The organism is Bacillus sp. T17B1, from assembly GCF_026796395.1.
GTDB classification, from domain to species: domain Bacteria; phylum Bacillota; class Bacilli; order Bacillales; family Bacillaceae; genus Bacillus; species Bacillus spizizenii_A.
The window spans coordinates 26,365-51,107 of record NZ_JALAYA010000002.1; the positions used below are offsets into that span (position 1 = coordinate 26,365).

Below are 24,743 nucleotides of genomic sequence, written 5' to 3' on the forward strand. Positions count from 1 at the left end.
GAGGAGAGAAACGGTTATGGGAAAAGGGTTACATGGAAAGCGAGTGGCGATCGGGGGCTCCCGAAAAACGGAAGAAATCAGTACGATCATTGAAAAACAGGGCGGAACTCCTGTCATCCGGCCTCTCCAAGGCACGGTTTACTTAGCAGAGAAGCAGGTGGAGCCGGATTTGCGGACGTTTGCGGAGGAAAAAGCTGACTGGGTCATTTTCACGACAGGCATCGGCACGGAGACTCTTGTCGATATGGCAGAGAAAATCGGTCTGAAAGACGAGTTTCTGCAGGCCATTCGCCAAGCGAAAGCGGCATGCCGAGGCTACAAAACGCTGTCTGCGTTGAAAAAGCTTGGGATCACACCGGAAGCTTCGGACGAAGACGGGACAACAAGAGGCTTAATCCGTTCCTTGGAACCTTACGACTTTTCAGGAAAAACAGTCATGGTGCAGCTACATGGAGAAAAAGCACCAGCCCTCATAGCATTTCTTGAAGAAAAGGGCGCGTCTGTTCTGCCGATTCTGCCTTATCAGCACATCCCGCCAGAGGAGGAAACGGTGGAGCGGTTATGCCGAGAACTGATGAACGGTGAGGTCGACGCCGTATGTTTTACAACGGCAATTCAGGTCCGTTCCCTATTTGATTTTGCCAGGGAGCGCGGCTATATCAATGAGGTGAAGGCGGTATTCGAAGAGCGCGCCATCGCTGCGGCTGTCGGAAAAGTGACTGCTGAAGCGCTGCGGGAAGAAGGAATCACGAGACTGCTTGCGCCGGAGATTGAGCGGATGGGCGCGATGATTGTTGAACTGTCCAAGTATTATGAAGAAACGGAATAACGAGTACAAAAAGCCGCTTTTCTCTTGGAAAGCGGCTTTTGTCTGTCAGCCATTCTGCTTCAGCTGCTGATGCGAGGTGAATAATGACGGGTATGTCAGCACGCTTAAAATCACACATGTCAGCGCCGCTGACGCCATCGTTGTAAACACGATTAAGAGCTGAAAACGGACCGCCTGAATCGGATCCGCGCCCGCTAAAATCTGGCCTGTCATCATGCCTGGAAGCTGAACAAGCCCCAGTGTTTTCTGGCTTTCCAGCGTCGGGATCATACTCATTTTCATCGCAGAAGTAAGAATACGCTGTATGGATTGCTTCGGTGTGCCTCCAAGAGACAATATTAATTGGATTTCTTCTTTGCGAACTTCGACTTCTGAGCTGAGCCGGTTTAAAAATAGACTGGAAAGCACCATCGAATTTCCGATGACCATTCCGCTGATCGGAATGACATAACGGGCCGTAAGCGGGATGATATGAAGAGACAAGAGAATTCCCTGCGTCACAATTTCTACAATTGCTAACGCCGCAAACACTCTCCAAAACGAACCGATTGTATTTTTCTTTCGTTTGATGACATTTTGCGCTGCCACTGCCAGCATTAACAGCACCATCAGAAGGATAAAAACAGGATGGTCTCCGCGGAAAATCAGCGACAGTACATAACCGATGATAAGCAGCTGTACAGCCGCCCGGATGGTGGCAATGATCATGTCTTTTTCTACGCCGGCTTTAAAGGATTTTGATAAAAACAAGGCGATCAAAACAAAGATCATCGTTAAAGAGAGAGAAAGGTAATCCATTAGCGGGTTCCTCCCTTCAAGAAATCTTTAGCTGCTTTATGCTGTGGATTGGAGAAAAATGTATCCGTTTCTGCAATTTCCAGCAGACGGCCATCCGCCATAAACCAAATGGTATCGGCAACTCGTTTTGCTTGCTCCATATTATGAGTGACCCACATGACTGTCCATTTTTTCTCTTGATGCTGACGTTTGATCAGTTCTTCAATCTCAAGAGCAGACACAGGGTCCAAGGCCGACGTGATCTCGTCCAGCAATAAAATAGAGGAAGGATTTGCGAGTGTTCTGGCCAGTGACAGTCTTTGCCGCTGTCCGCCCGATAAGTCCTTGGCGCTTCTATCTAACAGCTCTGGGGGCAGCCCTATAAGAGAAGCAAGCTTTTCAGGGGAGTACAGCTGGGATTGATGCAGCCTTTGTACGAGACTAAGGTTGTCACGTACTGTTCCGTCAAGAACGGGAGCCGATTGAAACGCGAGAGCTGCCGTTCGCCTCAGCTCATTGACATTCCAATCCCTGATTTCCTTTCCGTATATTTTCACTTCGCCGTGATCCGGCGTGTTCATTAAATTGCACATGGACAGAAGGGTGCTTTTACCTGAACCGGAAGGGCCTAAAACAGCAACGATTGCGCCCTGTTGAATGTCTCCGGTGACATCCTGCAGTACATCATAAGCTTGTCCATCTTGTTCATAGCTTTTTCTGACTGATCTGAAGGAGATGGCTGGTATGTTTTGTGTTTGATCATTTGCTTCCATTACAATAATCACCTTTCAGTATAAGTAGGCTGATACTCTATTTAATATAACGTGAAACCAATGCCTTGTGGTAGTAAAAATAAAGGAGAACAGGCTTTCACCCATTCTCCGGCAGATGCCTACGCGGTCAGATTTGACTGTGTTTTCTTTTTCCTTTTTCTCGGCTGTGAAGCAAAGGTATGTAATACCATCCCCGCAATAATTATGAACAAACCGGCAAATGATAAAAGGGATGGAAAAACGCCTGACAGCAGAACAATTTCACCAAGCAGCGCGAAAATCACTTCACCGGATTGAGTGGCTTCAACGGCTGCGAGTTTTTGCGGATTGTCTCTTACCATATCAGTGGCCCAGAAAAATAAAACGGTCGCAATGATGCCTGAGCTGACGGCCACGATAAAGGATTGAACAGTTTGTCCTGCTGTCGGAAGGCCATCTGACCACCAGCCGTAAGCTGCTACGATAAGCCAGAATGGAAGGCTTGCCAAGGTCATCCCCAGCACACGCTGAAATGTATCAAGCTGGCCCCCATATTCTTCGAGCATTCTCCGGTTTCCTAGCGGATAGGCAAAAGCCGCAATGACAACCGGCAGCACACTGAAAAGCAGCATCTTCCCAGAAAGCGATTCTGCATGCTGAAGCTGTATCAGTGCCGCTCCGATCAGGATGATTACGGAAGTGCCAAGTGAAACAAGGGGAATCTTTTGCCGAACGAGCTGCGGCCCAACCGGCATGTCTTTTTTGACATAGAAAAATGGAGATAAAAGAACGCCGGCTACAATTGTGATTTGCCAGGTCCCGGCTACGAGCCAACCTGGACCGTATGCAGCTGCAAATGTGATCGGGGCGTAAAAAAGCACAAAGCCGACAAAGCTCCATTTGATCCAAAAGAACGGCTTTTTCCGCATCTCTTGTAAGAGAGGGGTGAATGTCCCTTTCATGATGACAATCAAACATAAAAACGGAACCATAAAAATAAAGCGCAGCGAAGAGCTCCAAAGCCAGCTGCCTCCGGATAACTCCATCGCTCTGTTTAAAATAAAGGTAACGGCGAAAAAGAGTGAAGCCAATATTCCGATAACGATTGCTTTCATGATATCCCTCATTCTGGCATGTTTTTTTTACTATACTATTCGGTATCGCACAGATCAATGGAGTCGTCAGAAAATAAACATGTTTTGCGAACCGCTTTATGTGGAAGACAAAAAATGGAGGTGACATTGATGGTACCAAGGACACAGACTTACTTTTTTCAGGATGATGGCAGGATTCCGAATCACCCTGATTTTCCGCTCGTTGTGTATCAAAACGCACTCAAGGACACCGGTCAGGCAGAGCGGATCGTCAATCGGCATGGCTGGTCTAACAGCTGGTCAGGGAGTGTTTTTCCATACCATCATTATCACAGCAATACGCATGAAGTCCTGATTGCAGTCCGGGGAGAGGCTGTGATTCAATTTGGGGGAGAAAAAGGGGCCGCTATTCCTTTCAAATCCGGTGACGCAGTCGTGATTCCAGCTGGAGTCGGCCATAAAAAGCTAAGCGCGAGTTCCAATTTTACCGTCATTGGCGCTTATCCGGGAGGCGTTCATTATGATATGAAGACGGGAGAGCCGAGTGAACGGAAGGAAGCGAGGGAACAGATCAAGCGGTTGTCATTGCCAGCGAAAGATCCGATTACAGGAAAAAGAGAACCTCTATTGGAGATATGGGTAAAGTGAAGGGGAGAAAATTGGTAGATTGTCAATAACTAGTGCCGGAGAAATGTTATGACATGAGCTCCATATAAATTAATTTCATAATCGAAGCAATTCACGTTCAAATTTTGTTCAAAAAGTGTTATCATATAGAAGGTAATCGAATTGGAGTTTTTTGTGTTTGCTATTTTCAGAGAGAGTAAAAGATTTTTGACTTATTCAATTGTTTATTTTTGAGATAAAAATAATACTGAATATGGCAAGATGAAAAACTGGGTAGTAAACATTTATTTTTGTAAATGATTGTGCATGAATTCACAATCCTTATTCTTATGCTTTCAAGCATGAGACCAGGGAGAGGCACTACCCTTTCCACAAAAAATCTGCAAACTGCTTATAGTAAAGGAGAATTGGATATGCCAGAAACAATCGATCAAACAAATGCGTCTGTCAGCCAAAGCCAGCAAGATCTAATCGATCAGCTGTTAAAGCCGGAAGTTCAAGAATCACTGACCGTTTTAGTTGACCAGCTTCCAAAGCTGACTGAGTTAGTGAATATTTTAACGAAGTCTTATGATTTCGCTCAGTCTGTAGCAACTGACGAAGTGCTAAAAAGCGACACTGTCGGTGCGATCACTGAAATGCTTGAGCCTGTAAAAGAAACAGCGAAAGAAGTAGCTGCGACTGCAATCGAAGCGAAAGACCGCGCGGATGCAAGCAACGAAACGATTGGTCTTTTCGGCCTGTTGCGCATGCTGAAAGATCCTCAAGCTCAAAAGCTGTTCCGTTTTGCTAACAGCTACCTTGAAATCATGAACGAAAAACAAAAATAATCTCAGATTCAAATTGATATAAAGGACGGAGGATATACGATGTCAAAACATATTGTCATTCTAGGCGCTGGTTATGGCGGAGTTCTTTCTGCTCTAACAGTTCGCAAACATTACACAAAAGAACAAGCACGCGTGACTGTGGTAAACAAATACCCAACTCACCAAATCATTACGGAGTTACACCGTCTTGCAGCAGGCAACGTGTCTGAAAAAGCGGTTGCAATGCCATTAGAAAAACTCTTCAAAGGCAAAGACATTGATCTTAAAATCGCGGAAGTAAGCTCTTTCTCTGTTGATAAAAAAGAAGTTGCGCTTGCTGACGGTTCTACATTAACTTATGATGCGCTTGTTGTAGGTCTTGGTTCTGTAACAGCTTACTTCGGCATCCCAGGTCTTGAAGAAAACAGCATGGTATTGAAATCTGCTGCTGATGCGAACAAAGTCTTCCAACATGTTGAAGATCGTGTGCGCGAGTACTCTCAAACGAAAAACGAAGCTGATGCAACAATCCTTATCGGCGGAGGCGGCTTAACAGGTGTTGAGCTTGTCGGTGAGCTTGCTGATATTATGCCGAACCTTGCGAAAAAATACGGCGTAGACCATAAAGAAATCAAATTGAAGCTGGTTGAAGCAGGTCCGAAAATCCTTCCTGTCCTTCCGGATGATCTAATCGAGCGTGCGACTGCAAGCCTTGAAAAACGCGGCGTTGAGTTCTTAACAGGTCTTCCTGTTACAAATGTAGAAGGAAACGTGATTGATCTGAAAGACGGATCTAAAGTTGTTGCCAACACATTTGTTTGGACTGGCGGCGTACAAGGTAACCCATTAGTCGGTGAATCAGGTCTTGAAGTGAATCGCGGACGCGCGACAGTAAATGACTTCCTGCAATCTACATCTCATGAAGATGTATTCGTTGCTGGAGACAGCGCAGTTTACTTTGCTCCAGACGGCCGTCCATACCCGCCGACTGCACAAATCGCATGGCAAATGGGTGAGCTGATCGGTTACAACCTATTCGCTTACTTAGAAGGCAAAACGCTTGAAACATTCAAACCAGTAAACTCTGGTACACTTGCAAGCCTCGGACGCAAAGACGCGGTTGCCATCATTGGTGCAAATTCTACACCGCTTAAAGGTCTTCCTGCTTCCTTGATGAAAGAAGCAAGTAACGTACGCTACTTAACTCACATTAAAGGACTTTTCAGCCTGGCTTACTAATCCTTTTTTGTGAACTCGGACATTGCCAAAAGTGTTCCTTTCGGGATGCTTTCCGGCAATGTCTTTTTTTGTTTTGATTGCTAACGTTAACATTTTATTTTCAAAAAAGAGATTGATCCCAGAGTTGTATAACGGTAAAATAAAGTAAATCAAAATGTTAACGTTAACATTTTGAAATAGAATGAAAGACGGTGAGGACATGGAACCCTTTATGGGCGAAAATTTTTTATTGAAAAATGAAACCGCTGTCAGCCTCTATCACCAGTATGCAAAAGACATGCCGATTATTGATTACCACTGCCATTTAAGCCCGAAAGAAATCTATGAAAATAAGACCTTTCAAAACATCACAGAAGCCTGGCTGTATGGAGACCATTACAAATGGCGCATCATGAGAGCCAATGGGATTGAAGAGACATACATTACCGGCGATGCGCCTGATGAGGAGAAATTTATGGCTTGGGCGGAAACCGTACCGATGGCGATCGGCAATCCACTTTACAATTGGACTCACTTAGAACTGCAGCGTTTTTTTTGCATTTATGAGATATTAAATGAGCAATCCGCGCCGGCTATATGGAAACGGACGAATGAACTGCTTCAAGGAGAAGGCTTCGGGGCAAGGGATCTAATCGTAAAATCAAATGTAAAGGTCGTTTGCACAACTGATGATCCTGTCGATTCTCTTGAATACCATCTATTATTAAAAGAAGACAAAGATTTTCCTGTCAGCGTGCTGCCTGGATTTCGGCCGGATAAGGGACTTGAGATCAATCGTGAAGGCTTCCCAGATTGGGTGCAGGCACTTGAAGATGCCGCAGCGATTTCAATTACAACCTACGATGAGTTTCTAAAGGCGTTAGAAAAACGGGTGCGATTCTTCCATTCAGCCGGCGGCAGAGTGTCAGATCACGCCATAGATTCGATGGTATTTGCTGAGACGACAAAAGAGGAAGCGGGACGGATTTTTTCTGATAGATTACAAGGAACAGAGGTTTCCTATGAAGATGAGAAGAAATTTAAGACGTATACGCTTCAGTTTCTTTGCGGTTTGTATGCGGAGCTCGATTGGGCGATGCAGTTTCATATCAACGCTTTAAGAAACACGAATACAAAAATGATGAAGAGACTTGGGCCTGATACAGGCTATGATTCTATGAATGATGAAGAAATTGCTAAGCCTTTATACAAGCTGTTGAACTCAGTTGAGATGGAGAACAAGCTGCCAAAAACCATTTTATATTCACTTAATCCAAACGATAACTATGTCATCGCCAGCATGATCAACAGTTTTCAGGACGGTGTTATCCCGGGAAAAATACAATTCGGCACAGCCTGGTGGTTTAACGATACAAAAGACGGGATGCTTGATCAAATGAAAGCGTTGTCAAACGTCGGGCTTTTCAGCCGCTTTATCGGTATGCTCACAGATTCCAGAAGTTTTCTTTCCTATACGCGCCACGAGTATTTCAGGCGGATCGTCTGCAATTTGATCGGGGAATGGGCGGAAAACGGCGAAGTGCCGCGAGATATGGAGCTTCTGGGAAGCATTGTGCAGGGGATTTGCTATGACAATGCGAAACACTACTTTCAATTTCAAGAAGAGAAAGCAAACGTGTAACCAAATGTCCGCTCAGTATCGCGATTATGTGTCAGCCTGAGCGGGTCACTACCCGAAAATTCTTAAGACACAGAGGTGTAAGATGCGAACTGAACTGGCAAATAAGGTTGTGTCGATCGAAACGGAGAAGAAGCTTTCATTGAAAGAGAAAATTTCGTATGGATTTGGTGATTTTGGCAACGGTTTTATGTTTGATCTCGGCCAGATTTATTTATTAAAGTATTTTACTGATGTAGCGGGAATCCCGGCTGCGATGGCCGGCGGCATTTTTTTAGTCAGCAAGCTGTTTGCGGCGATAATAGATCCAATTGTGGGCTCATCTATTGATTATCGCAAACATATCGGCAAACGGGGGAAATTCAGGCCTTATATATTAATCGGCAGCATCGTGCTTGCGGTGCTTACTGTTCTTATTTTTCTGTCTCCCAATGTATCAACAACTGGAAAACTTATTTATGCATATGCTTCCTATATGATTTGGGGCATCGGCTATTCATTTGTGAATATTCCGTATGGCTCATTAGGGGCAGCGATGACTCAAAATTCTGAGGATCGGACCTCTATTTCGACTTTCCGCCAAATCGGATCACTTGGGGCTTTGTTTATCACAAGTGTGGCCGTAATGCCGCTGCTCGTCAAGTTTGATAATCCGAAGGTCGGCTACCCGGTGGTCATGGGCCTGTTTGCCGCACTCGGCGTAATTTGGTTTTATATTTGCTACCGCAACTGCAAAGAGCGCATTGTCATATCGGAAGCGCCAAAAGAAAAATTAACATTCTCATCTGTCATCAAAACATTTATTACGAATAAACCGCTGTTAACCCTAGTCCTGATGACGATTTTTTCAATTTCCGCATACAACATTAAATCCGCCATGCTAGTCTATTTCGCACAATATAACCTGGGCAATGTTGAATTAATGGCTTATATGAACTTTATTATTATCGGTTCTTCCTTTTTGGGCGTCGTATTTCTGCCAAAGCTTGTCAAGGTGTTTGGAAAGAAACAAACGGCAATGATCGGCTTCGGCATCAGTGTAGCAGCGGATCTAATCAACTTTATGCTGCCATCTAACGTTTATGTGTTTACGATTCTAGCCAGTATCGCCTTTATCGGTATCAGTATCCCAAATGGTATTACGTGGGCGCTTGTCTCCGATATTATTGACTATGGCGAATGGAAATCCGGTGAACGGAAAGAAGCAACGACATATTCACTTTTCAATTTCTCCAGAAAGCTTGCTCAGTCATTGTCCGGTTTTCTCTCGGGAATCGGTTTGGGGATTATCGGCTATGTGCCGAATGCAGTCCAGACAGCACAGGCGCTAATCGGAATCAAAGCGCTTCTGCTTCTGTATCCGGCCATTGCTTTGGCATTAGCGATGATCATTATCGGCTTTCTTTATAAACTCACAGACCAGCAGCATGCACAGATTGTTCAGGATCTTCATCAAAAGAGCTGACAATTCTATATAGAGAATATTTAAAATAGTTTGTAAATACAATGTGTTTGTAAGGGTTTTCGCTCAGGTGTGCCTGAAAAACAGACAAGAAAGGAGGCACTTGATTGAAAACGGTAACGATACCGGCTGAAGAAGCCAAGGAACTCGTTCGGGTCAAGCTGATCGGTGCTCATTTGAATGAACGAGACGCTGAAAAAATAGCCGATGTCCTCGTGCACGCCGATTTGCGCAGTGTACATTCGCATGGTGTGCTGCGAACAGAACATTATGTGAACAGGCTAAGGGCGGGAGGGGTCAATCCCAAAGCACATCCTGTTTTTAAAGAAACGGGGCCTGTGACCGGTGTGCTTGACGGAGACGATGGTTTCGGCCATGTAATTTGTGATATGGCGATAGACCGTGCAATTGACATGGCGAAGAAAAACGGAGTCGGCATGGTGACGGCTGTAAACAGCAGTCATTGCGGAGCGCTAAGCTATTTTGTGCAAAAAGCAGCTGAAGAAAAGCTGATCGGGATGGCAATGACGCATACGGACAGTATCGTTGTTCCATTTGGGGGGAGGTCTCCTTTTTTAGGGACAAATCCGATTGCTTACGGTGTCCCGGCTAAGCATAAAAAACCATTTATCCTAGATATGGCGACATCCAAAGTGGCCTTTGGGAAGATTTTGCAGGCCCGTGAAGAGGGCAAAGACATTCCTGAGGGATGGGGAGTCGATGAAAACGGAGAAGCAGTAACCGATCCCTACAAGGTCGTCTCCCTTTCAACCTTCGGCGGCCCAAAAGGCTATGGCCTATCTATTATGGTGGATGTGTTTTCCGGATTGCTGGCGGGCGCGGCTTTTGGCCCTCATATCGCCAAAATGTACAGCGGCCTTGATCAAAAAAGAAAGCTGGGACATTACGTTTGCGCGATTAACCCTTCCTTTTTTACCGACCGGGATACGTTTTTAGTGCAGATGGATGCCATGCTCAATGAATTGCAGCAGTCACCGCCGGCTGCTGGAGTCGAGAGAGTGTATGTGCCCGGCGAGATCGAGCAGCTGCATGAAGAAAGAAATAAGGTACACGGAATATCAATTGCTCGGAGCGTGTATGAATTCTTAAAAAGCAGGTGAGATAAATGAAAGCGGTTCAAGTGCGAAAAGCGTATGATTTGCTGACTGCAGAGATGAAGAAGCCGGTTCTTTCAAAGGATGATGAAGTGCGCGTGAAAGTCAAGCGAGTCGGGATTTGCGGCTCAGACATGCACATTTATCATGGCACGAATCCGCTTGCGACCCTCCCGAGAGTTATCGGCCACGAGGTAACGGGACAAGTGGAGGAAGTTGGTGCCAATGTGCAGAGCCTAAAAGCCGGTGACCACGTTGTGATTGAGCCGATTTCTTATTGCGGAACGTGTTACGCCTGCCGCAAAGGGCGCCCGAATGTTTGCGCCAAGCTCTCTGTGTTTGGCGTACATGAAGATGGCGGCATGCGGGAATATATTGTGCTTCCGGAAAGGCAGCTTCACGTTGTCTCAAAGGACTTGCCTTGGGAGGAAGCGGTCATGGCTGAGCCTTATACGATAGGTGCCCAGGCAGTGTGGAGAGGCCAGGTGGAAAAAGGTGATACCGTTCTAATCCAGGGAGCGGGGCCCATCGGGATCTGTGTGTTAAAAATGGCTAAGCTGGCGGGCGCGGCCGTCATGATGACGGACTTGAACAACGAGCGGCTGACATTTGCGAAAGAAAACGGCGCCGACGCTGTCGTGAATGCCCAAACTGAAGATGTTGCTGAGCGAATCCGCGAATGGACTGGGAATGAAGGAGCCAATGTAGTCATTGATGCTGTTTGTCTGCCGGCGACTTTTGAGCTTTCAGTTGAGGTCGTTTCTCCCGCGGGACATGTGGTTGTGCTTGGATTTGATGAAAGAGCGGCACAGATTTCTCAGCTGCCGATTACAAAAAAAGAAGTCACGATAACCGGATCGAGATTGCAGACTAATCAGTTTCCCAAGGTGGTAGAGCTTTTGAATAAAGGACGGTTAGCGCATAACGGGCTGGTGACCCATACATTTTCAGTAGATGACGTCCATCACGCATTTCAGTTTATCAAGGAGCATCCAGACCAGGTGCGGAAAGCCGTTATTACATTTGATTAATCGACTGAAACCGGAGGTGTACACATGAATATGACATTTCGATGGTATGGCCGAGGCAACGATACAGTCACACTTGAACACGTGAAGCAGATTCCCGGGGTCAAAGGCATCGTCTGGGCTCTCCATCAAAAACCTGTCGGCGACGTGTGGGAAAAAGAAGAAATCAGAGCCGAGACCGAATATATTCAATCCTATGGTTTTCACGCTGAAGTTGTAGAAAGCGTGAATGTTCATGAAGCGATTAAACTCGGTAACGAAGAACGCGGCCGGTATATTGAAAACTACAAACAAACGATCCGTAACCTTGCCGAATTTGGTGTGAAAGTGATCTGTTATAATTTTATGCCGGTTTTTGATTGGACACGCACGGACATGTTCCATTCACTGGAAGATGGATCAACCGCTCTGTTTTTTGAAAAGGCCAAGGTGGAGAGCCTTGAGCCTCAAGAGCTGATTCGGACGGTGGAGCAAGCATCTGACATGACACTGCCCGGGTGGGAGCCCGAAAAATTAGCCCGGATCAAAGAGCTGTTTGCAGCCTACAGAATGGTTGATGAAGAACAACTATGGGACAATTTATCATTCTTTTTGGAGGAAATTCTTCCGGTTGCAGAAAGTCACGGTGTTCAAATGGCTATACATCCCGATGACCCGCCATGGCCGATTTTCGGACTGCCGCGCATTATCACAGGGGAGGCAAGCTATAAAAAACTGCGGGCGATTTCAGATTCACCGTCTAATGGCATCACCCTTTGTACAGGTTCAATGGGAGCCAGTCCGGCTAACGACATGGTGGAAATCGCTAAGGCGTATGCCGACATCGCTCCGTTTTCACATATTCGCAATGTGAAAATTTTTGAGAATGGCGATTTTATTGAAACATCTCATCTGACGAACGACGGTTCAATCAACATTAAAGGCGTGATGGAAGAACTGCATAAGCAGGGTTACAAAGGATATGTCAGACCGGATCATGGTCGCCATCTTTGGGGTGAGCAATGCCGCCCTGGATATGGCTTATACGATCGGGCCCTAGGCATCATGTATTTGAACGGGCTGTGGGACGCCTATGAAGCAATGGCAAAAAAAGAGGTGGAAGTATGATCCCCCTGCATGAGAACCTGGCTGGTAAAACGGCTGTCATTACTGGCGGCAGCGGCGTGCTTTGTTCAGCGATGGCCCGGGAGCTTGCCCGGCATGGCATGAAGGTGGCGATATTGAATCGGACGGCTGAAAAAGGCCAAGCGGTCGTGAAGCAGATTACGGCGGCTGGCGGGACAGCATGCTCTGTTTCTGCGGATGTGCTGGACAGGGGGTCACTTGTGCAGGCAAAGGAGGACATCCTCGGCCGACTTGGCTCTGTTGATCTGTTAATTAACGGGGCTGGCGGCAATCATCCTGACGCGATAACCGATGTGGAGACATATGAAGAAGCGGGAGAAGGCCAATCCTTTTTTGATATGGATGAGGGGGGCTTTTCAACTGTATTCTCCACCAACTTCACCGGTGCGTTTCTGGCCTCTCAAGTGTTTGGAAAAGAGCTGCTGAAGGCTGATTCACCGGCGATTATTAATCTTTCTTCCATGAGTGCTTATTCACCCATGACGAAGGTTCCTGCATACAGTGCCGCCAAAGCATCGATCAATAATTTTACCATGTGGATGGCCGTTCATTTTGCCGAAACCGGGCTGCGGGTCAATGCGATTGCCCCAGGCTTTTTTCTGACAAAACAAAATCATGATCTGCTGATCAATCGAGACGGAACCTTAACCGGACGTTCTAACAAAATTATTGCGGGAACACCGATGAAGCGCTTTGGTAAACCGGAGGACCTGCTCGGCACACTTCTTTGGCTGGCGGATGAGTCCTATTCCGGTTTTGTCACCGGAATCACCGTTCCTGTCGATGGAGGATTTATGGCTTATTCAGGCGTGTAACGAAAGCAGCGCAACAGAAGAAACTGAACCAACATAGGGGTGAGGTTGAGATGTTCTCAAAAGATAAGCTTCCCGTTATCCTTTTTTTGTTCCTGGCAGGAGTGATTAATTATCTGGATCGCTCGGCGCTTTCCATTGCGGCTCCTTTTATTCAGGATGATCTCACATTATCTGCCACGCAAATGGGCTTGATTTTCAGCAGTTTTTCGATTGGTTATGCCATTTTTAACTTTCTTGGGGGCGTGGCATCTGACCGCTACGGGGCAAAGCTGACCTTGTTTGTCGCCATGGTCGTTTGGTCGCTGTTCAGCGGAGCAGTCGCCCTTGCCTTTGGTTTTGTCAGCCTGCTGATTATACGCATCCTCTTCGGTATGGGAGAAGGCCCGCTGTCTGCGACCATCAATAAAATGGTGAATAACTGGTTCCCGCCGACCCAGCGGGCATCCGTTGTCGGTGTGACCAACAGCGGAACGCCACTCGGGGGAGCCATTTCTGGTCCGATCGTCGGCATGATCGCAGTCGCGTTCAGCTGGAAGGTATCCTTCGTTCTCATTATGATTATTGGATTAATATGGGCAGTGCTCTGGTTCAAGTTTGTCAAAGAGAAGCCGCCAGTAGCGATGGGGGATGCACCGGCAATCAAGGCAGAAACGTCTCCTAGAGAAAAAATTCCGCTCACCTTTTACCTGAAGCAAAAAACAGTCCTGTTTACGGCATTTGCTTTTTTCGCTTACAACTACATCCTCTTCTTCTTTTTGACGTGGTTTCCGAGCTACCTTGTTGAAGAGCGGGGACTAAGTGTTGAATCGATGAGTGTCATCACAGTCATTCCATGGATTTTAGGCTTTATCGGCCTTGCAGCGGGGGGATTTGTTTCTGACTATGTGTACAAAAAAACAGCCCGAAAAGGTGTGCTGTTTTCTCGCAAGGTGGTGCTTGTCTCATGTTTGTTTTCATCAGCGGTCCTGATTGGTTTCGCCGGGCTTGTGACAACTACTGCGAGCGCTGTCACACTTGTCGCTTTATCAGTGTTCTTTCTCTATTTGACAGGCGCTATCTATTGGGCTGTCATTCAAGATGTGGTTGATCAAAACAATGTTGGTTCTGTAGGCGGCTTTATGCATTTCCTTGCCAACACGGCAGGAATTATCGGCCCGGCTTTAACCGGCTTTATTGTTGACCGAACGGGCACGTTTTCTGGAGCATTTTTGCTTGCCGGAGGGTTAGCTGTCTTTGCTTCACTAGCTGTTATTCGTTTTGTTCGTCCGATTATCGGCAAACAAGCAGGAACAGAATCGGAAAATCCGTTGTCTTATTAATCTGGAAATATAGTGAGAGAGGCGGTATGTTTGATGATACAATATACAGTAAATAATCGCAGCCGGTATGATAAGGAAGGGAATTAGATGGTAACCATAAAAGATATCGCAAAACTCGCAAACGTATCCCACACAACCGTTTCCAGAGCACTCAACAACAGTCCTTACATCAAAGAACATACGAAGAAAAAAATACTGGAGCTCGCAGCACAGCTCAATTACACACCAAATGTAAACGCGAAAAGCCTGGCGATGCAAAAGTCACATACGATCGGGCTATTCTTTACAAGCATCACAAACGGAACTTCACACAGCTTCTTTGCTGATACAATCAAGGGCGTAAACCAAGCCATAAGTGAGGATTACAATCTCTATGTGCGCGGGATCGATGATCTGAAGAACTATGACTCCGTTACGCCAATGAGATATGACGGCATCATTTTAATGAGCCAAAGTGACATTGACAATTCTTTTATTTATCATATTCGAGAAAAAAACATCCCGCTTGTGGTACTGAATCGCGATATTGATGACCGAAGCATCACCAATATTTTGTCCAATGACAAAGAAGGCTCTCAGGAAGCTGTAGAATACTTCATTAAGAACGGACATCAAGATATCGCCATCATTGAGGGAATCGAAGGCTTTAAATCTTCCCAGCAGCGTAAGGAAGGCTACTTAGCCGCACTAATTCATCATCATATTCCGATCAAACATGAATACAGTGTCAAAGGGCAATACGATATGGAGAGCGGCTTTCAAGCGATGGAGCGGCTGCTGGCACTGCCGAATCCTCCAACTGCTGTCTTTTGTTCAAATGATGACATGGCAATCGGAGCGATGAATGCGATATTCGCAAAGGGCCTGCGCGTCCCTGATGATATTTCTGTGATCGGTTTTGATGATATTGGATTCTCGCAATACATTACGCCAAGGCTTTCAACAGTGAAGCGTCCAGTAGAGAAAATCAGCGTGCTTGGCGCGCAAAAACTATTGTCGCTGATCAGCGAGCCGGAAACAAAAGCGGAAAAAATCTTGGAAAATACAGCATTCATGGTGCGTGATTCAGTTAGACAATTGACCACGTGATGCCCCGTTTTTCAGCGGGCATTCTTTATACAGAAAAATGTTAACGTGTGCATAAGTGAGAGAGGGAGGCAATGAAGGTGCAGAAGCTAAATAAAAATGTGTACGATCACTATACTCAGTATCCTGAAAAAATTCTCCAATTCGGTGAAGGAAACTTTCTGCGAGGGTTTGTCGATTGGCAGATTGATCAATTGAATCAACACACTGATTTTAATGGAAGCGTCACAGTTGTACAGCCAAGAGGGTCAGAGAAAATCAAAAGGTTAAATCAGCAAGATGGTTTGTACACGCTTTTTTTACAGGGAATGAAAGACGGGGAAGCGGTAAACGAGCATATGATTATCAACTCAATCAGCCGTGGAATTGATCTGTTTTCAGATTATGAAGCGTTTAAAGAATTGGCTTCAAGTGAAGAGCTGCGGTTTATCATTTCCAACACCACTGAGGCCGGTATCGTATGTGACGAAAAAGATCGTTTAGAGGATCGGCCGCAAAAAACATTCCCTGGGAAATTAACGGCATTTCTCTACTTTCGCTATCAAGCCTTTAAAGGAGATCAGGCAAAAGGGTGTGTCATAATCCCATGTGAGCTGATCGAGAATAATGGAGAAAAGTTGAAGGAAACAATCCTTCATTATGCAGAACTATGGAAGCTGGAAGAAGGGTTCACACAGTGGATATATGATGCCAACACGTTTTGTAACAGTTTAGTAGACCGCATTGTCCCGGGCTTTCCTGTCGACAGCATTGATGAGATTACTGTAGATTTGGGCTATCAAGATGAACTGATAGTTGTGGGAGAGCAGTATTATTTATGGGTAATCGAGGGGCCGGATTGGATTGGGGAAGAACTGCCTTTTGCAGCTGCCGGGCTTCATACAAAGATTGTCAGCGACCTGACCCCTTACCGAATTAAAAAAGTGAGAATTTTAAATGGTGCTCATACGGCAATGACGCCAGTTGCTTTATTATACGGCTTGAAAACTGTGCGGGATGCTGTCGAGCATCCGGAAGTGGGGCAGTTTATTAGAGAGATGATCGCTGACGACATTCTTCCTGTTTTAAAAATGGAAGGGCTTTCTCAATATGCTGATGATGTGCTGAATCGGTTCAAAAACCCGTATATTAAGCATTACCTAGAAAGCATTGCATTGAACTCCGTTTCCAAATTCAAAACAAGAAACCTGCCGACCATTCAGGAATATGCTAAACAGAAGGGACAGCTTCCTGAACGCTTGGTGTTTTCTTTCAGCGCTCTTCTGTATTTTTATCAGGGAAACGAGAAATTGCAGGATGATCCAGCTGTTCTTCAATTTTTCAAAAAGGTGTGGCATCAGGAGAATGGAGACATGCTTCGTATTGCCTCAAGGGTGTTAGGTGAAGAGCGGCTGTGGGGGGCAGATCTGAACGAGATACCGGGGCTGACTGACAGAGTCGCTGATGGCTTGAATCATATTCATGAGCTGGGCATGCAGCGGGCTCTTGAACGATGCTGTACACAAAGGGGAGAGGTACGATGAAGTCATGTATAAAGATTCATAAACAAGACAATGTCCTTCTTGCTCTGCGGGATATCACGAAGGGAGAGCGGCTGAATGCGGATGGCATGTCGATTGAAGTCAAGGATGATATAAAAAGAGGCCACAAGATTGCGCTTCAGCCTATCAAAGAAAACGACAGCATCATCAAATACGGGTTTCCAATCGGGCATGCATCACAAGATATATCGATCGGAGAGCATATTCATGTCCATAATACAAAAACAAACCTGTCTGATATCCAAACATACAGCTATACACCGAGATTTGATGAAAATCCGTACTCAAATGAGAACCGAACGTTTAAAGGATTTAGAAGAGAAAACGGAGATGCCGGTGTACGCAATGAATTATGGATTGTGCCAACTGTCGGCTGTGTCAATGGGATAGCTGAAAAAATGCTCCAGCGTTTTGTCAGAGAAATGGGGGATATTTCTCCATTCGATAACGTGCTCGTGTTAAAACATCAATACGGTTGCTCGCAGCTTGGCGACGACCACGAAAACACGAAGCAAATTCTGCTGAATGCCATTCGCCATCCAAATGCCGGCGGTGTCTTGGTGTTAGGGCTTGGCTGTGAAAACAATGAGCTGGCAGGAATGAAGCAAGCACTGCAGGACGTGAACCTGAATCGGGTGAAGTTTCTCGAATCCCAGTCGGTGACAAACGAAATGGAGGCAGGCATTGCTTTACTGAAGGAGATTCATGAAGCCGCTAAAGGAGATAGACGAGAAGATATTCCGTTGTCTGAACTGAAAATCGGACTGAAATGCGGTGGTTCGGACGGTTTTTCCGGCATAACGGCAAACCCGCTGCTTGGCCGTTTTTCAGATTATATCATCGCACAGGGAGGGAGCACGGTGCTGACGGAAGTCCCGGAAATGTTCGGAGCGGAAACCATCCTGATGCAGCGGGCTGCCAATGAAGAGGTGTTTCATAAAATTGTCCATTTAATCAATGATTTTAAACAATATTTTATAAAACATGATCAGCCGGTGTATGAAAATCCTTCACCAGGCAATAAAGCAGGCGGTATTTCTACGCTTGAGGATAAATCGCTGGGCTGTACGCAAAAAGCGGGAATTTCTCCTGTTGCGGATGTCTTGAAATACGGCGAAGTGCTCAAGACAAAAGGGCTGACGCTTTTGAGCGCGCCTGGAAATGATTTGATCGCTTCCTCCGCATTAGCGGCGGCGGGCTGCCAAATTGTCCTCTTTACAACGGGGAGAGGCACGCCGTTCGGCACCTTTGTCCCGACAGTGAAGGTAGCGACAAACACCGAGCTGTACGAGGCGAAGCCGCATTGGATTGATTTTAACGCAGGTCTTTTAGCAGAGGATGATGTGCATGAGGAATTTGTGCTGCGGGAGTTTATCCACTATATGATTGAAGTGGCCAGCGGTCAACTTGTGAACCATGAAAAAAATGATTTCAGGGAGCTTGCCATTTTTAAATCGGGTGTGACGTTATAATGAAAAAGGCTATCCTCCGGAGGATAGCCTTTTTCATTAGATCAATTTTAAGCCGCTGACCAAAATGATGGACGCCATAATAAATTGCAGCGGGCGCGGAGAGAATCGAGGCGAGAGATGGCTTCCGATCAGCACGCCTGGAATTGAGCCAAGAAGCAGATTAGCTGCCAGCATATAATCTACGCTTCCGAAGCTTGCATTCAAAATGCCTGCTGCCGTAACGAGAAGAAAAGCATGCGCGATATCGGTTCCGACAATCTGTGACGCTTTCATGTTAAATAAGTAAATCATAGCAATTGCAAATAATGACCCCGAACCGATTGAAGTTAATCCGACGATAAACCCAAACACAACACCAATAAGAATCGTCAGCGCCCGCTTATTTTCAAGCGGCATCAGCTGCCATCGGTTCGGGCGAAGTTTTCTATCCAAAAACAAACGAACGATGATTGAAATCGCAACTAGTGTTAACACATAGCCAAGAGCGTGCTTAATAATTTCTTCCTGATGCTGATGAAAGGCGGGGAACAAATGCAGTATGCCAATGGCTAGCGACGCACTCGGAATACTGCCGATGGCTAAGTATTTTACCAATTTAAAGTTAATTGTTTTCTGCCGCCAATGGGAGGCAACGCCAAACAGCTTTGTGATCGAGTTATATACAAGATCCGTACCGACCGCGATGGAAGGATTAATGCCAAGGACAATTAAAAGAGGAGTTAATAAGGCCGCTCCGCCCACTCCCGTCAATCCGACTAAGGCTCCGACAAACAAACCCATCAATATGATGCTTACACTCATGATAAAGGCCTCCTGAAAACCCGACTATTTTTATCAGATTATATATGATTAGGTCGTGTTAATCAATTAAATGTTTTGAATTTTCGCGCGTTAGTTCCTTGAAATATTGGTTTGCTCAATATCTTTATTCATTTGACCTATAATGAGTGTCTGGACGAAATCTGGAAGTGAGGCGGAGGCATAAAAAAAGATACCTCAAATCAGGTATCTTTTTTCTCGTTTGCATTACATACGCTGCTGATAGAAAGGAAGCTCCGTGTGGCCCATTTCCCGCACATAAACGAATAGGTTGCCTTTATGATGAATTTCATGTTCCATTGCAAGCTGAAGCAGGGCGCTGCCTGTGACTTTTCTGCCGAAAGTGGCTGTCAGATCAATTTCTCTGTCCAGTTGCTCTTCAGTCAGCTGTTCAAGGATAGCGACCGTTTTTTCTGTGTATGTTTTTGCCAGAACATTGAGATCTGTTTCTGTTTCTTCCTGCTTGTTTTGAAACGGTGACGCATTGCCTTCTTTAATGACATTTGCAAACAAGTGGAAAGACGTAAGAATGTGTTTGACAAGCTCTTCCGCTGACATAGACGTTTCAGCCGGTTTGTAGCCGTAATGGTCTTTGCTGATTTTTTCAGCAAGCTCATTGGTCACGTTCCGATGGGATAAAAAATGGTTGACAATTTGATTGGATTGGCTCAATATGATCTCCTCCATATGTGAAAATTATGGTGCAATGACATCCTATATCAACGGTTATCAATTCACAAGCAATATGCTACTTTGTTGCGTGAAAGGGGGGAAAGGGAATGGATTTACTTCTAAGGAATGTTGAGCCTGCGGCAGTAAAGAAAATCGAAGAGCTTGCTAGAAAAAAAGGATTTCCAGAAACGAGTTTCTTAAAAACGTGTTTGAGGATTTTTCAATTTTGCAAATGAAAGATAATCATGTTGATCGCATGGAAAAGCAGCTTATTGCTAACACCTTGATGATGGAAAAAACCTCAAACACGTTAGACGAATTAGTATCTGTTTTGAAAGAGCTGATTGACGATGAGTAATTATGTAAGACCTGCTGTTGTAATTAAATCCAAGTTTATTTTATTGTCCGGTTCAAAAAATAATTTCAATAATTATTTGAATTACATGGACAGAAGAAGTACTTATTCGAACGAAAACGATTTTCAAAACTATCAAGATTATATGAGCAATGAAGAAAAGTCTACTGGCTAGTTTACTTCAAACAATGACAAGTTAGGTGCAAAAGAAAAAGAAGAATTAAAATCCCTTCTTGAACAATCGCAACAAAAAGGAAGTATTCTTTGGCAGATGTCATTTCTTTTGATAATGAATGGCTGCAAGAAAATGGCGTGTTAAAAGATGGCTTTATGGATGAACAAAAAATGAAACAAGCGACACGAAATGCAGTGAATGAAATGATCAGAAAAGAAGGTTTGTCTGATAGTGCTATTTGGTTGGCTGCCATTCATACGGATAATATTCATGTTCATGTTGCTACTGTTCAAACAAATAACTTTCGAGAGCGTGAGAACCGATAGCGAAAATCAATTGATTTCATGAAATCAAAAGTAGCCAGTACGATTCTTGACCGGAGCAAAGAAATGAAAAACTGAATGAATTTATTCGAGAAAGAGTTGTAAAAACAAAACGTGACGATGATTTATTGTCCCTGAAAAATCGTGTGGTTAATCGAGATATGGTGAAGCAATTTAAAAAAATTCATAGCATGTTGCCAGAAGATAAAAGGCTCTGGGCGTATAGCATGAATGGAATTAAAAATGTAAGACCGGAAATTGATAAATTGACAGATATGTATATTCAAAAGCATTTTAAAAAAGAGTTCAAAGAATCTGAAAAGCAACTGGATAAAGAAGTTGATCTTTATAAACGAACTTATGGTGATACTAAAAAAGCAGAGAAATATGCGTCTACACCTATGCACATCCTAGAATAAGTAAACCAATAGAAAAGCTCAAGACCATGTTATAACCTCTCATCATGTACAATATCAAGAATTAGCTCATACTTTTCAAGTAGCCCTAGTGTTTTACTGTTTAAGCATTCTTTAGGAACTTAACAACTCTTGCTAGAACTTTCATTAACCATAAATGCGTAATATTGAGCTTTTGTTATATCTTTAATGCTTATTTTCTCAAAGTATTGATGGATGCATAATAAGCATAGTGGATGGTTTTTTTTGCAACGATCAATCAGGTAATTTTAATGTCAAAGAGCTATTATAGAATATTGAATTTTTGATTTTTTAATTCAAAGTTGAAATTCTGAACTATTTGCGTCTACTAGGCCGATTTGTACCTCTCTACACCCCAATACATCTTGACATATATTGGACAAATCCGCTCTAGCAGACAATACAGCTTCCAAGTTAGTATGATTAAATCCATCTATTGGAAAGAATATATTTTTACTTTGAGATGTGATTTTTCCGATTTCACTCTGTCGCCAAATCCAGCGGCGTGTACGAATTTCATTGCCGACAGCATAGACTAACTCATTTTCAGGCATTTCCTCAGATTCAGCTTGACCAAAAGGAGTAAATATGTCATAGGCCGTAGAAAAGCGTATTTTTATATCTGTTTCAATTTGATCAATATCATGAGCCCCCATTGGCAAAACATATTTTAATGATAATGAATTTCCAAGGTCAACAATTGGATTAATACTAGGCAAACCTTTTCCCTTACTAATGCGGGTTATCATAGCTTCAATAGAACTCATATATTTATTAGGGTTAATATTTACCTTCTTAAATGCTTCACGGTAAGGAAGGATAGCAGAGTCCTCTTTCACACTTTTATTAGCATACCGTTCTATCACTGACTTAATGTTACGAACCAGCATATCAGCTATTATAGGGTTAGATTTTGTATTATCAATTCCTTTTGCAACGACAATGCCAAAGCATGCATTAGGTATTGCTGTAAAAACATTCGAATCCACTATAAACTTCATCTTAAAAACTCCTTTAAAAATTTTAAAGTTCTGTCATTTTATTATTTTTTTAAATTAATACTTTATAAAAAATCAATTAAGTTGTTCTCAACACAATAATAAAATTAAATAAATAATAAAGGCTTTAGTTACTATAGGGTCAAGAAAAAGATTTTAAATTAATAAATATTTGTAAGAAAATTTCACAAGAATTTTGAACAATAGTGTTAGTTGAGAATATTTTAAAACAAGTTTTACGGGATTATAACCCTCTAGCATCTTAAAAAAGTTTGTGAGATTATCTGACAAATTATTAGACCCTTAAAAATTCGTAATATATTATCAATCTTGTTTTTCGATATTAATAATGAAAGTTAGTTTTTGGTAGGAAAATCTTCAAAAATAAAATGTAGAATGGAGATGAAAATATATAATAATAGTATTATCAAGCAAATTAGTAATGATATTATTTTTTTCGTAATTGATAATACTTCTGTTCTTTAATTTAAAGTTTTTTAGTTTATCTAAGTATAAGATTAGTAACCCTGGATTTTCAATTGCTTACTGTTACCAAATCACTGTACTACTAACAGCATTTTATTAAGTCAGCTATACGCAATAACCAGAATCACAAAGAAATAAAATAATTATTATTTTCAGAATATTAAGTAATAGGGAAATTATGTTAATGTATTTCGAAGAAAATCAATAAATTTTTTATTATCACAAACAGGTAGTGAAGATATTAAATTGAAAAGAGATCTAGGTTCTTTTGATTTAACAATGCTTGGAATTGGTGATTATTGGTACAGGAATTTTTGTCTTAACAGGTGTTGCTGCAGCCCAACATGCAGGGCCAGCATTAATTATCTCTTTTATTTTATCAGGATTGGCTTGTGTTTTTGCGGCACTTTGTTACGCCGAATTTGCTTCAAGTGTTCCTGTATCGGGGAGCGCTTATACGTATAGCTATGCTACATTTGGAGAAGTATTTGCTTGGATATTAGGATGGGATTTAATATTGGAGTATGGACTAACATCATCAGCCGTCGCAAGTGGTTGGTCTGGATACATCCAAGGTTTACTAGCTGGATTTGACATTCATTTTCCTGTTGCATTTACAAGCGCCTTCAACCCAGAGAAAGGGACATACATAGATTTACCTGCTGTTATAATCATTTTTTTATTTATAATGCTCTTAACACAGGGAGTAAAAAAATCATCTCGCTTTAATGCATTGCTGGTAATGATTAAACTAGCGGTAATTATATTATTTATTGGTGTAGGAGTATGGTATGTGCAACCAGAGAATTGGACACCTTTTATGCCATTCGGTTTTTCAGGTGTTACAACGGGTGCTGCTACGGTCTTCTTTGCTTATATTGGTTTTGATGCTGTAGCAACTGCTGCGGAAGAAGTCCGTAATCCACAAAATAGTATGCCAATAGGCATTATTTCTTCCCTGGCTATTTGCACTGCATTGTATATTATCGTTTCACTTATCTTAACGGGTATTGTGCCCTATTCACAGTTAAATGTAAATAACCCAGTAGCTTTTGCTTTAAACTATATCAACCAAGACTGGGTTGCAGGGTTTATTTCTGTAGGGGCAATAGTAGGTATTACTACAGTACTGCTAGTTTTAATGTATGGACAAACCCGTGTATTTTATGCCATGAGTCGAGATGGTTTATTATCAAAATCTTTTTCGAAAATCAACACGAAGAAACAAACACCTATAATGTATTCATAGATTATGTGTATTTTAGCATCTGTTTTTGCAGGTTTAGTTCCTTTAGGTAGGTTAGCTGAGTTAACTAATATCGGAACACTTTTTGCATAATATAAGCATTTGCATTTTGTATGTATTTAGCCCTTCAATTACATCTTTTAACATGGATTAGCTTTGCTGTTTGGCTCGTTCTCGGATTAATTGTTTATGCTATTTATGGTTATAAACATAGTCACTTAAAAAATATAGATGAAAAACACAATATTACGAAAGCTGCTGAGTAACTACTGTTACAAATGAAAAATCAGCTATCTCGCTTATTAGTGATTTGATCAGCAAATAGATTACTAAAAGATATAATGGCTGGTTGCTAATGCTATTGAGTAGGTTTAAAAAGTCGAGGATTGTGTTTATTTTATTAAAACGCTAATTAAGAAGACCTTTATTATTCAAGTATATGATGAATATAAAGGTCTTTTCATAAAGAATGGAAAAGTGTGCTTAATGAATTGCAAAGGAGTATTAAATACAACCTAAAATTT

Annotated in this window: 22 protein-coding genes and 2 pseudogenes; 18 read left to right on the plus strand and 6 right to left on the minus strand. The window is 43.2% G+C overall.

Annotated features, from left to right (window positions below; translation table 11 throughout):
* The first annotated feature begins 16 nt into the window (after nucleotides 1-16).
* The gene (locus MOF34_RS01340) at nucleotides 17-829 is read left to right on the plus strand and encodes a uroporphyrinogen-III synthase (protein WP_019714052.1); all 813 of its coding nucleotides are present in this window, start codon (nucleotides 17-19) and stop codon (nucleotides 827-829) included.
* Between the two features lie 45 nt (nucleotides 830-874).
* Here the strand turns inward: MOF34_RS01340 and MOF34_RS01345 are convergent, their stop codons facing one another.
* From MOF34_RS01345 to MOF34_RS01355, 3 genes are all read right to left on the minus strand, one after another.
* Nucleotides 875-1,627 (minus strand): ABC transporter permease, encoded by a 753-nt coding sequence (locus tag MOF34_RS01345; protein WP_019714053.1) that lies wholly within the window; start codon nucleotides 1,625-1,627, stop codon nucleotides 875-877.
* Entirely contained in the window at nucleotides 1,627-2,379 is a 753-nt protein-coding gene (locus MOF34_RS01350) for a phosphate ABC transporter ATP-binding protein (RefSeq protein ID WP_268398097.1), read from the minus strand. The genes MOF34_RS01345 and MOF34_RS01350 overlap by 1 nt, the downstream gene beginning before the upstream one ends.
* 119 nt (nucleotides 2,380-2,498) lie before the next feature.
* Complete coding sequence (locus tag MOF34_RS01355) at nucleotides 2,499-3,473, minus strand: multidrug resistance efflux transporter family protein (RefSeq protein WP_268398098.1); 975 nt, start codon at nucleotides 3,471-3,473, stop codon at nucleotides 2,499-2,501.
* A gap of 129 nt (nucleotides 3,474-3,602) precedes the next feature.
* Between MOF34_RS01355 and MOF34_RS01360 the strand changes: the two genes are divergently transcribed.
* The 13 genes from MOF34_RS01360 (at nucleotide 3,603) to MOF34_RS01420 (ending at nucleotide 18,708) form a co-directional block, all read left to right on the plus strand.
* Entirely contained in the window at nucleotides 3,603-4,100 is a 498-nt protein-coding gene (locus tag MOF34_RS01360) for a cupin domain-containing protein (protein ID WP_268398099.1), read from the plus strand.
* Nucleotides 4,101-4,492: 392 nt separating this feature from the next.
* Complete coding sequence (locus MOF34_RS01365; RefSeq protein ID WP_268398100.1) at nucleotides 4,493-4,909, plus strand: DUF1641 domain-containing protein; 417 nt, start codon at nucleotides 4,493-4,495, stop codon at nucleotides 4,907-4,909.
* Nucleotides 4,910-4,948: 39 nt separating this feature from the next.
* The gene (locus MOF34_RS01370) at nucleotides 4,949-6,127 is read left to right on the plus strand and encodes an NAD(P)/FAD-dependent oxidoreductase (RefSeq protein WP_003220513.1); all 1,179 of its coding nucleotides are present in this window, start codon (nucleotides 4,949-4,951) and stop codon (nucleotides 6,125-6,127) included.
* A 199-nt stretch (nucleotides 6,128-6,326) separates the two neighbouring features.
* Nucleotides 6,327-7,748: a glucuronate isomerase gene (gene uxaC / locus MOF34_RS01375; RefSeq protein WP_268398102.1), complete on the plus strand. Its 1,422-nt coding sequence runs from the start codon at nucleotides 6,327-6,329 to the stop codon at nucleotides 7,746-7,748.
* A gap of 82 nt (nucleotides 7,749-7,830) precedes the next feature.
* A complete protein-coding gene (locus tag MOF34_RS01380) occupies nucleotides 7,831-9,210 on the plus strand; it encodes an MFS transporter (protein ID WP_268398104.1) in 1,380 nt (459 codons plus the stop codon).
* A gap of 104 nt (nucleotides 9,211-9,314) precedes the next feature.
* A complete protein-coding gene (gene allD / locus MOF34_RS01385) occupies nucleotides 9,315-10,328 on the plus strand; it encodes an ureidoglycolate dehydrogenase (RefSeq protein WP_268398105.1) in 1,014 nt (337 codons plus the stop codon).
* Nucleotides 10,329-10,333: 5 nt separating this feature from the next.
* Nucleotides 10,334-11,353 (plus strand): zinc-binding alcohol dehydrogenase family protein, encoded by a 1,020-nt coding sequence (locus MOF34_RS01390; protein WP_268398106.1) that lies wholly within the window; start codon nucleotides 10,334-10,336, stop codon nucleotides 11,351-11,353.
* A 24-nt stretch (nucleotides 11,354-11,377) separates the two neighbouring features.
* The gene (gene uxuA, locus MOF34_RS01395) at nucleotides 11,378-12,457 is read left to right on the plus strand and encodes a mannonate dehydratase (RefSeq protein WP_268398108.1); all 1,080 of its coding nucleotides are present in this window, start codon (nucleotides 11,378-11,380) and stop codon (nucleotides 12,455-12,457) included.
* The gene (locus tag MOF34_RS01400; RefSeq protein ID WP_019714062.1) at nucleotides 12,454-13,290 is read left to right on the plus strand and encodes an SDR family oxidoreductase; all 837 of its coding nucleotides are present in this window, start codon (nucleotides 12,454-12,456) and stop codon (nucleotides 13,288-13,290) included. Before uxuA ends, MOF34_RS01400 begins: the two co-directional genes overlap by 4 nt.
* Nucleotides 13,291-13,340: 50 nt before the next feature.
* Nucleotides 13,341-14,609: an MFS transporter gene (locus MOF34_RS01405; protein WP_368045752.1), complete on the plus strand. Its 1,269-nt coding sequence runs from the start codon at nucleotides 13,341-13,343 to the stop codon at nucleotides 14,607-14,609.
* Nucleotides 14,610-14,696: 87 nt separating this feature from the next.
* On the plus strand, nucleotides 14,697-15,698 hold the full coding sequence (locus tag MOF34_RS01410) for a LacI family DNA-binding transcriptional regulator (RefSeq protein ID WP_213401841.1): 1,002 nt from the start codon (nucleotides 14,697-14,699) through the stop codon (nucleotides 15,696-15,698).
* A 77-nt stretch (nucleotides 15,699-15,775) separates the two neighbouring features.
* Complete coding sequence (locus MOF34_RS01415) at nucleotides 15,776-17,218, plus strand: tagaturonate reductase (RefSeq protein ID WP_268398110.1); 1,443 nt, start codon at nucleotides 15,776-15,778, stop codon at nucleotides 17,216-17,218.
* Nucleotides 17,215-18,708, plus strand: coding sequence for an altronate dehydratase family protein (locus tag MOF34_RS01420; protein WP_268398112.1), 1,494 nt, complete (start codon nucleotides 17,215-17,217; stop codon nucleotides 18,706-18,708). The genes MOF34_RS01415 and MOF34_RS01420 overlap by 4 nt, the downstream gene beginning before the upstream one ends.
* Nucleotides 18,709-18,744: 36 nt before the next feature.
* Here the strand turns inward: MOF34_RS01420 and MOF34_RS01425 are convergent, their stop codons facing one another.
* Both MOF34_RS01425 and MOF34_RS01430 read right to left on the minus strand, forming a co-directional pair.
* Nucleotides 18,745-19,509, minus strand: coding sequence for a sulfite exporter TauE/SafE family protein (locus tag MOF34_RS01425; RefSeq protein ID WP_003245643.1), 765 nt, complete (start codon nucleotides 19,507-19,509; stop codon nucleotides 18,745-18,747).
* A 225-nt stretch (nucleotides 19,510-19,734) separates the two neighbouring features.
* Nucleotides 19,735-20,199 carry a DinB family protein gene (locus tag MOF34_RS01430; protein ID WP_268398113.1) on the minus strand — a complete coding sequence of 155 codons (465 nt, stop codon included), beginning with the start codon at nucleotides 20,197-20,199 and terminating at the stop codon, nucleotides 19,735-19,737.
* A gap of 226 nt (nucleotides 20,200-20,425) precedes the next feature.
* Between MOF34_RS01430 and MOF34_RS01435 the strand changes: the two genes are divergently transcribed.
* The 3 genes and pseudogenes from MOF34_RS01435 to mobL (MOF34_RS01445) all read left to right on the plus strand — a co-directional run.
* A complete protein-coding gene (locus MOF34_RS01435; RefSeq protein ID WP_268398114.1) occupies nucleotides 20,426-20,557 on the plus strand; it encodes a hypothetical protein in 132 nt (43 codons plus the stop codon).
* Between the two features lie 261 nt (nucleotides 20,558-20,818).
* Nucleotides 20,819-21,055, plus strand: a complete 237-nt coding sequence (gene mobL / locus MOF34_RS01440) for a relaxase MobL (protein ID WP_268398117.1) — start codon at nucleotides 20,819-20,821, stop codon at nucleotides 21,053-21,055.
* 68 nt (nucleotides 21,056-21,123) lie between these two features.
* Nucleotides 21,124-21,471: pseudogene (gene mobL / locus MOF34_RS01445) on the plus strand (relaxase MobL); the annotation flags it as partial.
* Nucleotides 21,472-21,785: 314 nt separating this feature from the next.
* On the opposite strand, the gene MOF34_RS01450 reads toward mobL (MOF34_RS01445), so the two are convergent.
* Nucleotides 21,786-22,490: a phenylalanine--tRNA ligase beta subunit-related protein gene (locus MOF34_RS01450; RefSeq protein ID WP_268398118.1), complete on the minus strand. Its 705-nt coding sequence runs from the start codon at nucleotides 22,488-22,490 to the stop codon at nucleotides 21,786-21,788.
* 687 nt (nucleotides 22,491-23,177) lie between these two features.
* Between MOF34_RS01450 and MOF34_RS01455 the strand changes: the two are divergent.
* Nucleotides 23,178-24,485 (plus strand): annotated as a pseudogene (locus MOF34_RS01455) (amino acid permease).
* Nucleotides 24,486-24,743 lie beyond the last annotated feature (258 nt).

Coding starts and splice junctions, on each gene's coding strand:
- MOF34_RS01340 (WP_019714052.1), top strand. CDS start 17: ATGGGAAAAGGGTTACATGGAAAGCGAGTGGCGATCGGGGGCTCCCGA.
- MOF34_RS01345 (WP_019714053.1), bottom strand. CDS start 1,627: ATGGATTACCTTTCTCTCTCTTTAACGATGATCTTTGTTTTGATCGCC.
- MOF34_RS01350 (WP_268398097.1), bottom strand. CDS start 2,379: ATGGAAGCAAATGATCAAACACAAAACATACCAGCCATCTCCTTCAGA.
- MOF34_RS01355 (WP_268398098.1), bottom strand. CDS start 3,473: ATGAAAGCAATCGTTATCGGAATATTGGCTTCACTCTTTTTCGCCGTT.
- MOF34_RS01360 (WP_268398099.1), top strand. CDS start 3,603: ATGGTACCAAGGACACAGACTTACTTTTTTCAGGATGATGGCAGGATT.
- MOF34_RS01365 (WP_268398100.1), top strand. CDS start 4,493: ATGCCAGAAACAATCGATCAAACAAATGCGTCTGTCAGCCAAAGCCAG.
- MOF34_RS01370 (WP_003220513.1), top strand. CDS start 4,949: ATGTCAAAACATATTGTCATTCTAGGCGCTGGTTATGGCGGAGTTCTT.
- uxaC (WP_268398102.1), top strand. CDS start 6,327: ATGGAACCCTTTATGGGCGAAAATTTTTTATTGAAAAATGAAACCGCT.
- MOF34_RS01380 (WP_268398104.1), top strand. CDS start 7,831: ATGCGAACTGAACTGGCAAATAAGGTTGTGTCGATCGAAACGGAGAAG.
- MOF34_RS01390 (WP_268398106.1), top strand. CDS start 10,334: ATGAAAGCGGTTCAAGTGCGAAAAGCGTATGATTTGCTGACTGCAGAG.
- uxuA (WP_268398108.1), top strand. CDS start 11,378: ATGAATATGACATTTCGATGGTATGGCCGAGGCAACGATACAGTCACA.
- MOF34_RS01400 (WP_019714062.1), top strand. CDS start 12,454: ATGATCCCCCTGCATGAGAACCTGGCTGGTAAAACGGCTGTCATTACT.
- MOF34_RS01405 (WP_368045752.1), top strand. CDS start 13,341: ATGTTCTCAAAAGATAAGCTTCCCGTTATCCTTTTTTTGTTCCTGGCA.
- MOF34_RS01410 (WP_213401841.1), top strand. CDS start 14,697: ATGGTAACCATAAAAGATATCGCAAAACTCGCAAACGTATCCCACACA.
- MOF34_RS01420 (WP_268398112.1), top strand. CDS start 17,215: ATGAAGTCATGTATAAAGATTCATAAACAAGACAATGTCCTTCTTGCT.
- MOF34_RS01425 (WP_003245643.1), bottom strand. CDS start 19,509: ATGAGTGTAAGCATCATATTGATGGGTTTGTTTGTCGGAGCCTTAGTC.
- MOF34_RS01450 (WP_268398118.1), bottom strand. CDS start 22,490: ATGAAGTTTATAGTGGATTCGAATGTTTTTACAGCAATACCTAATGCA.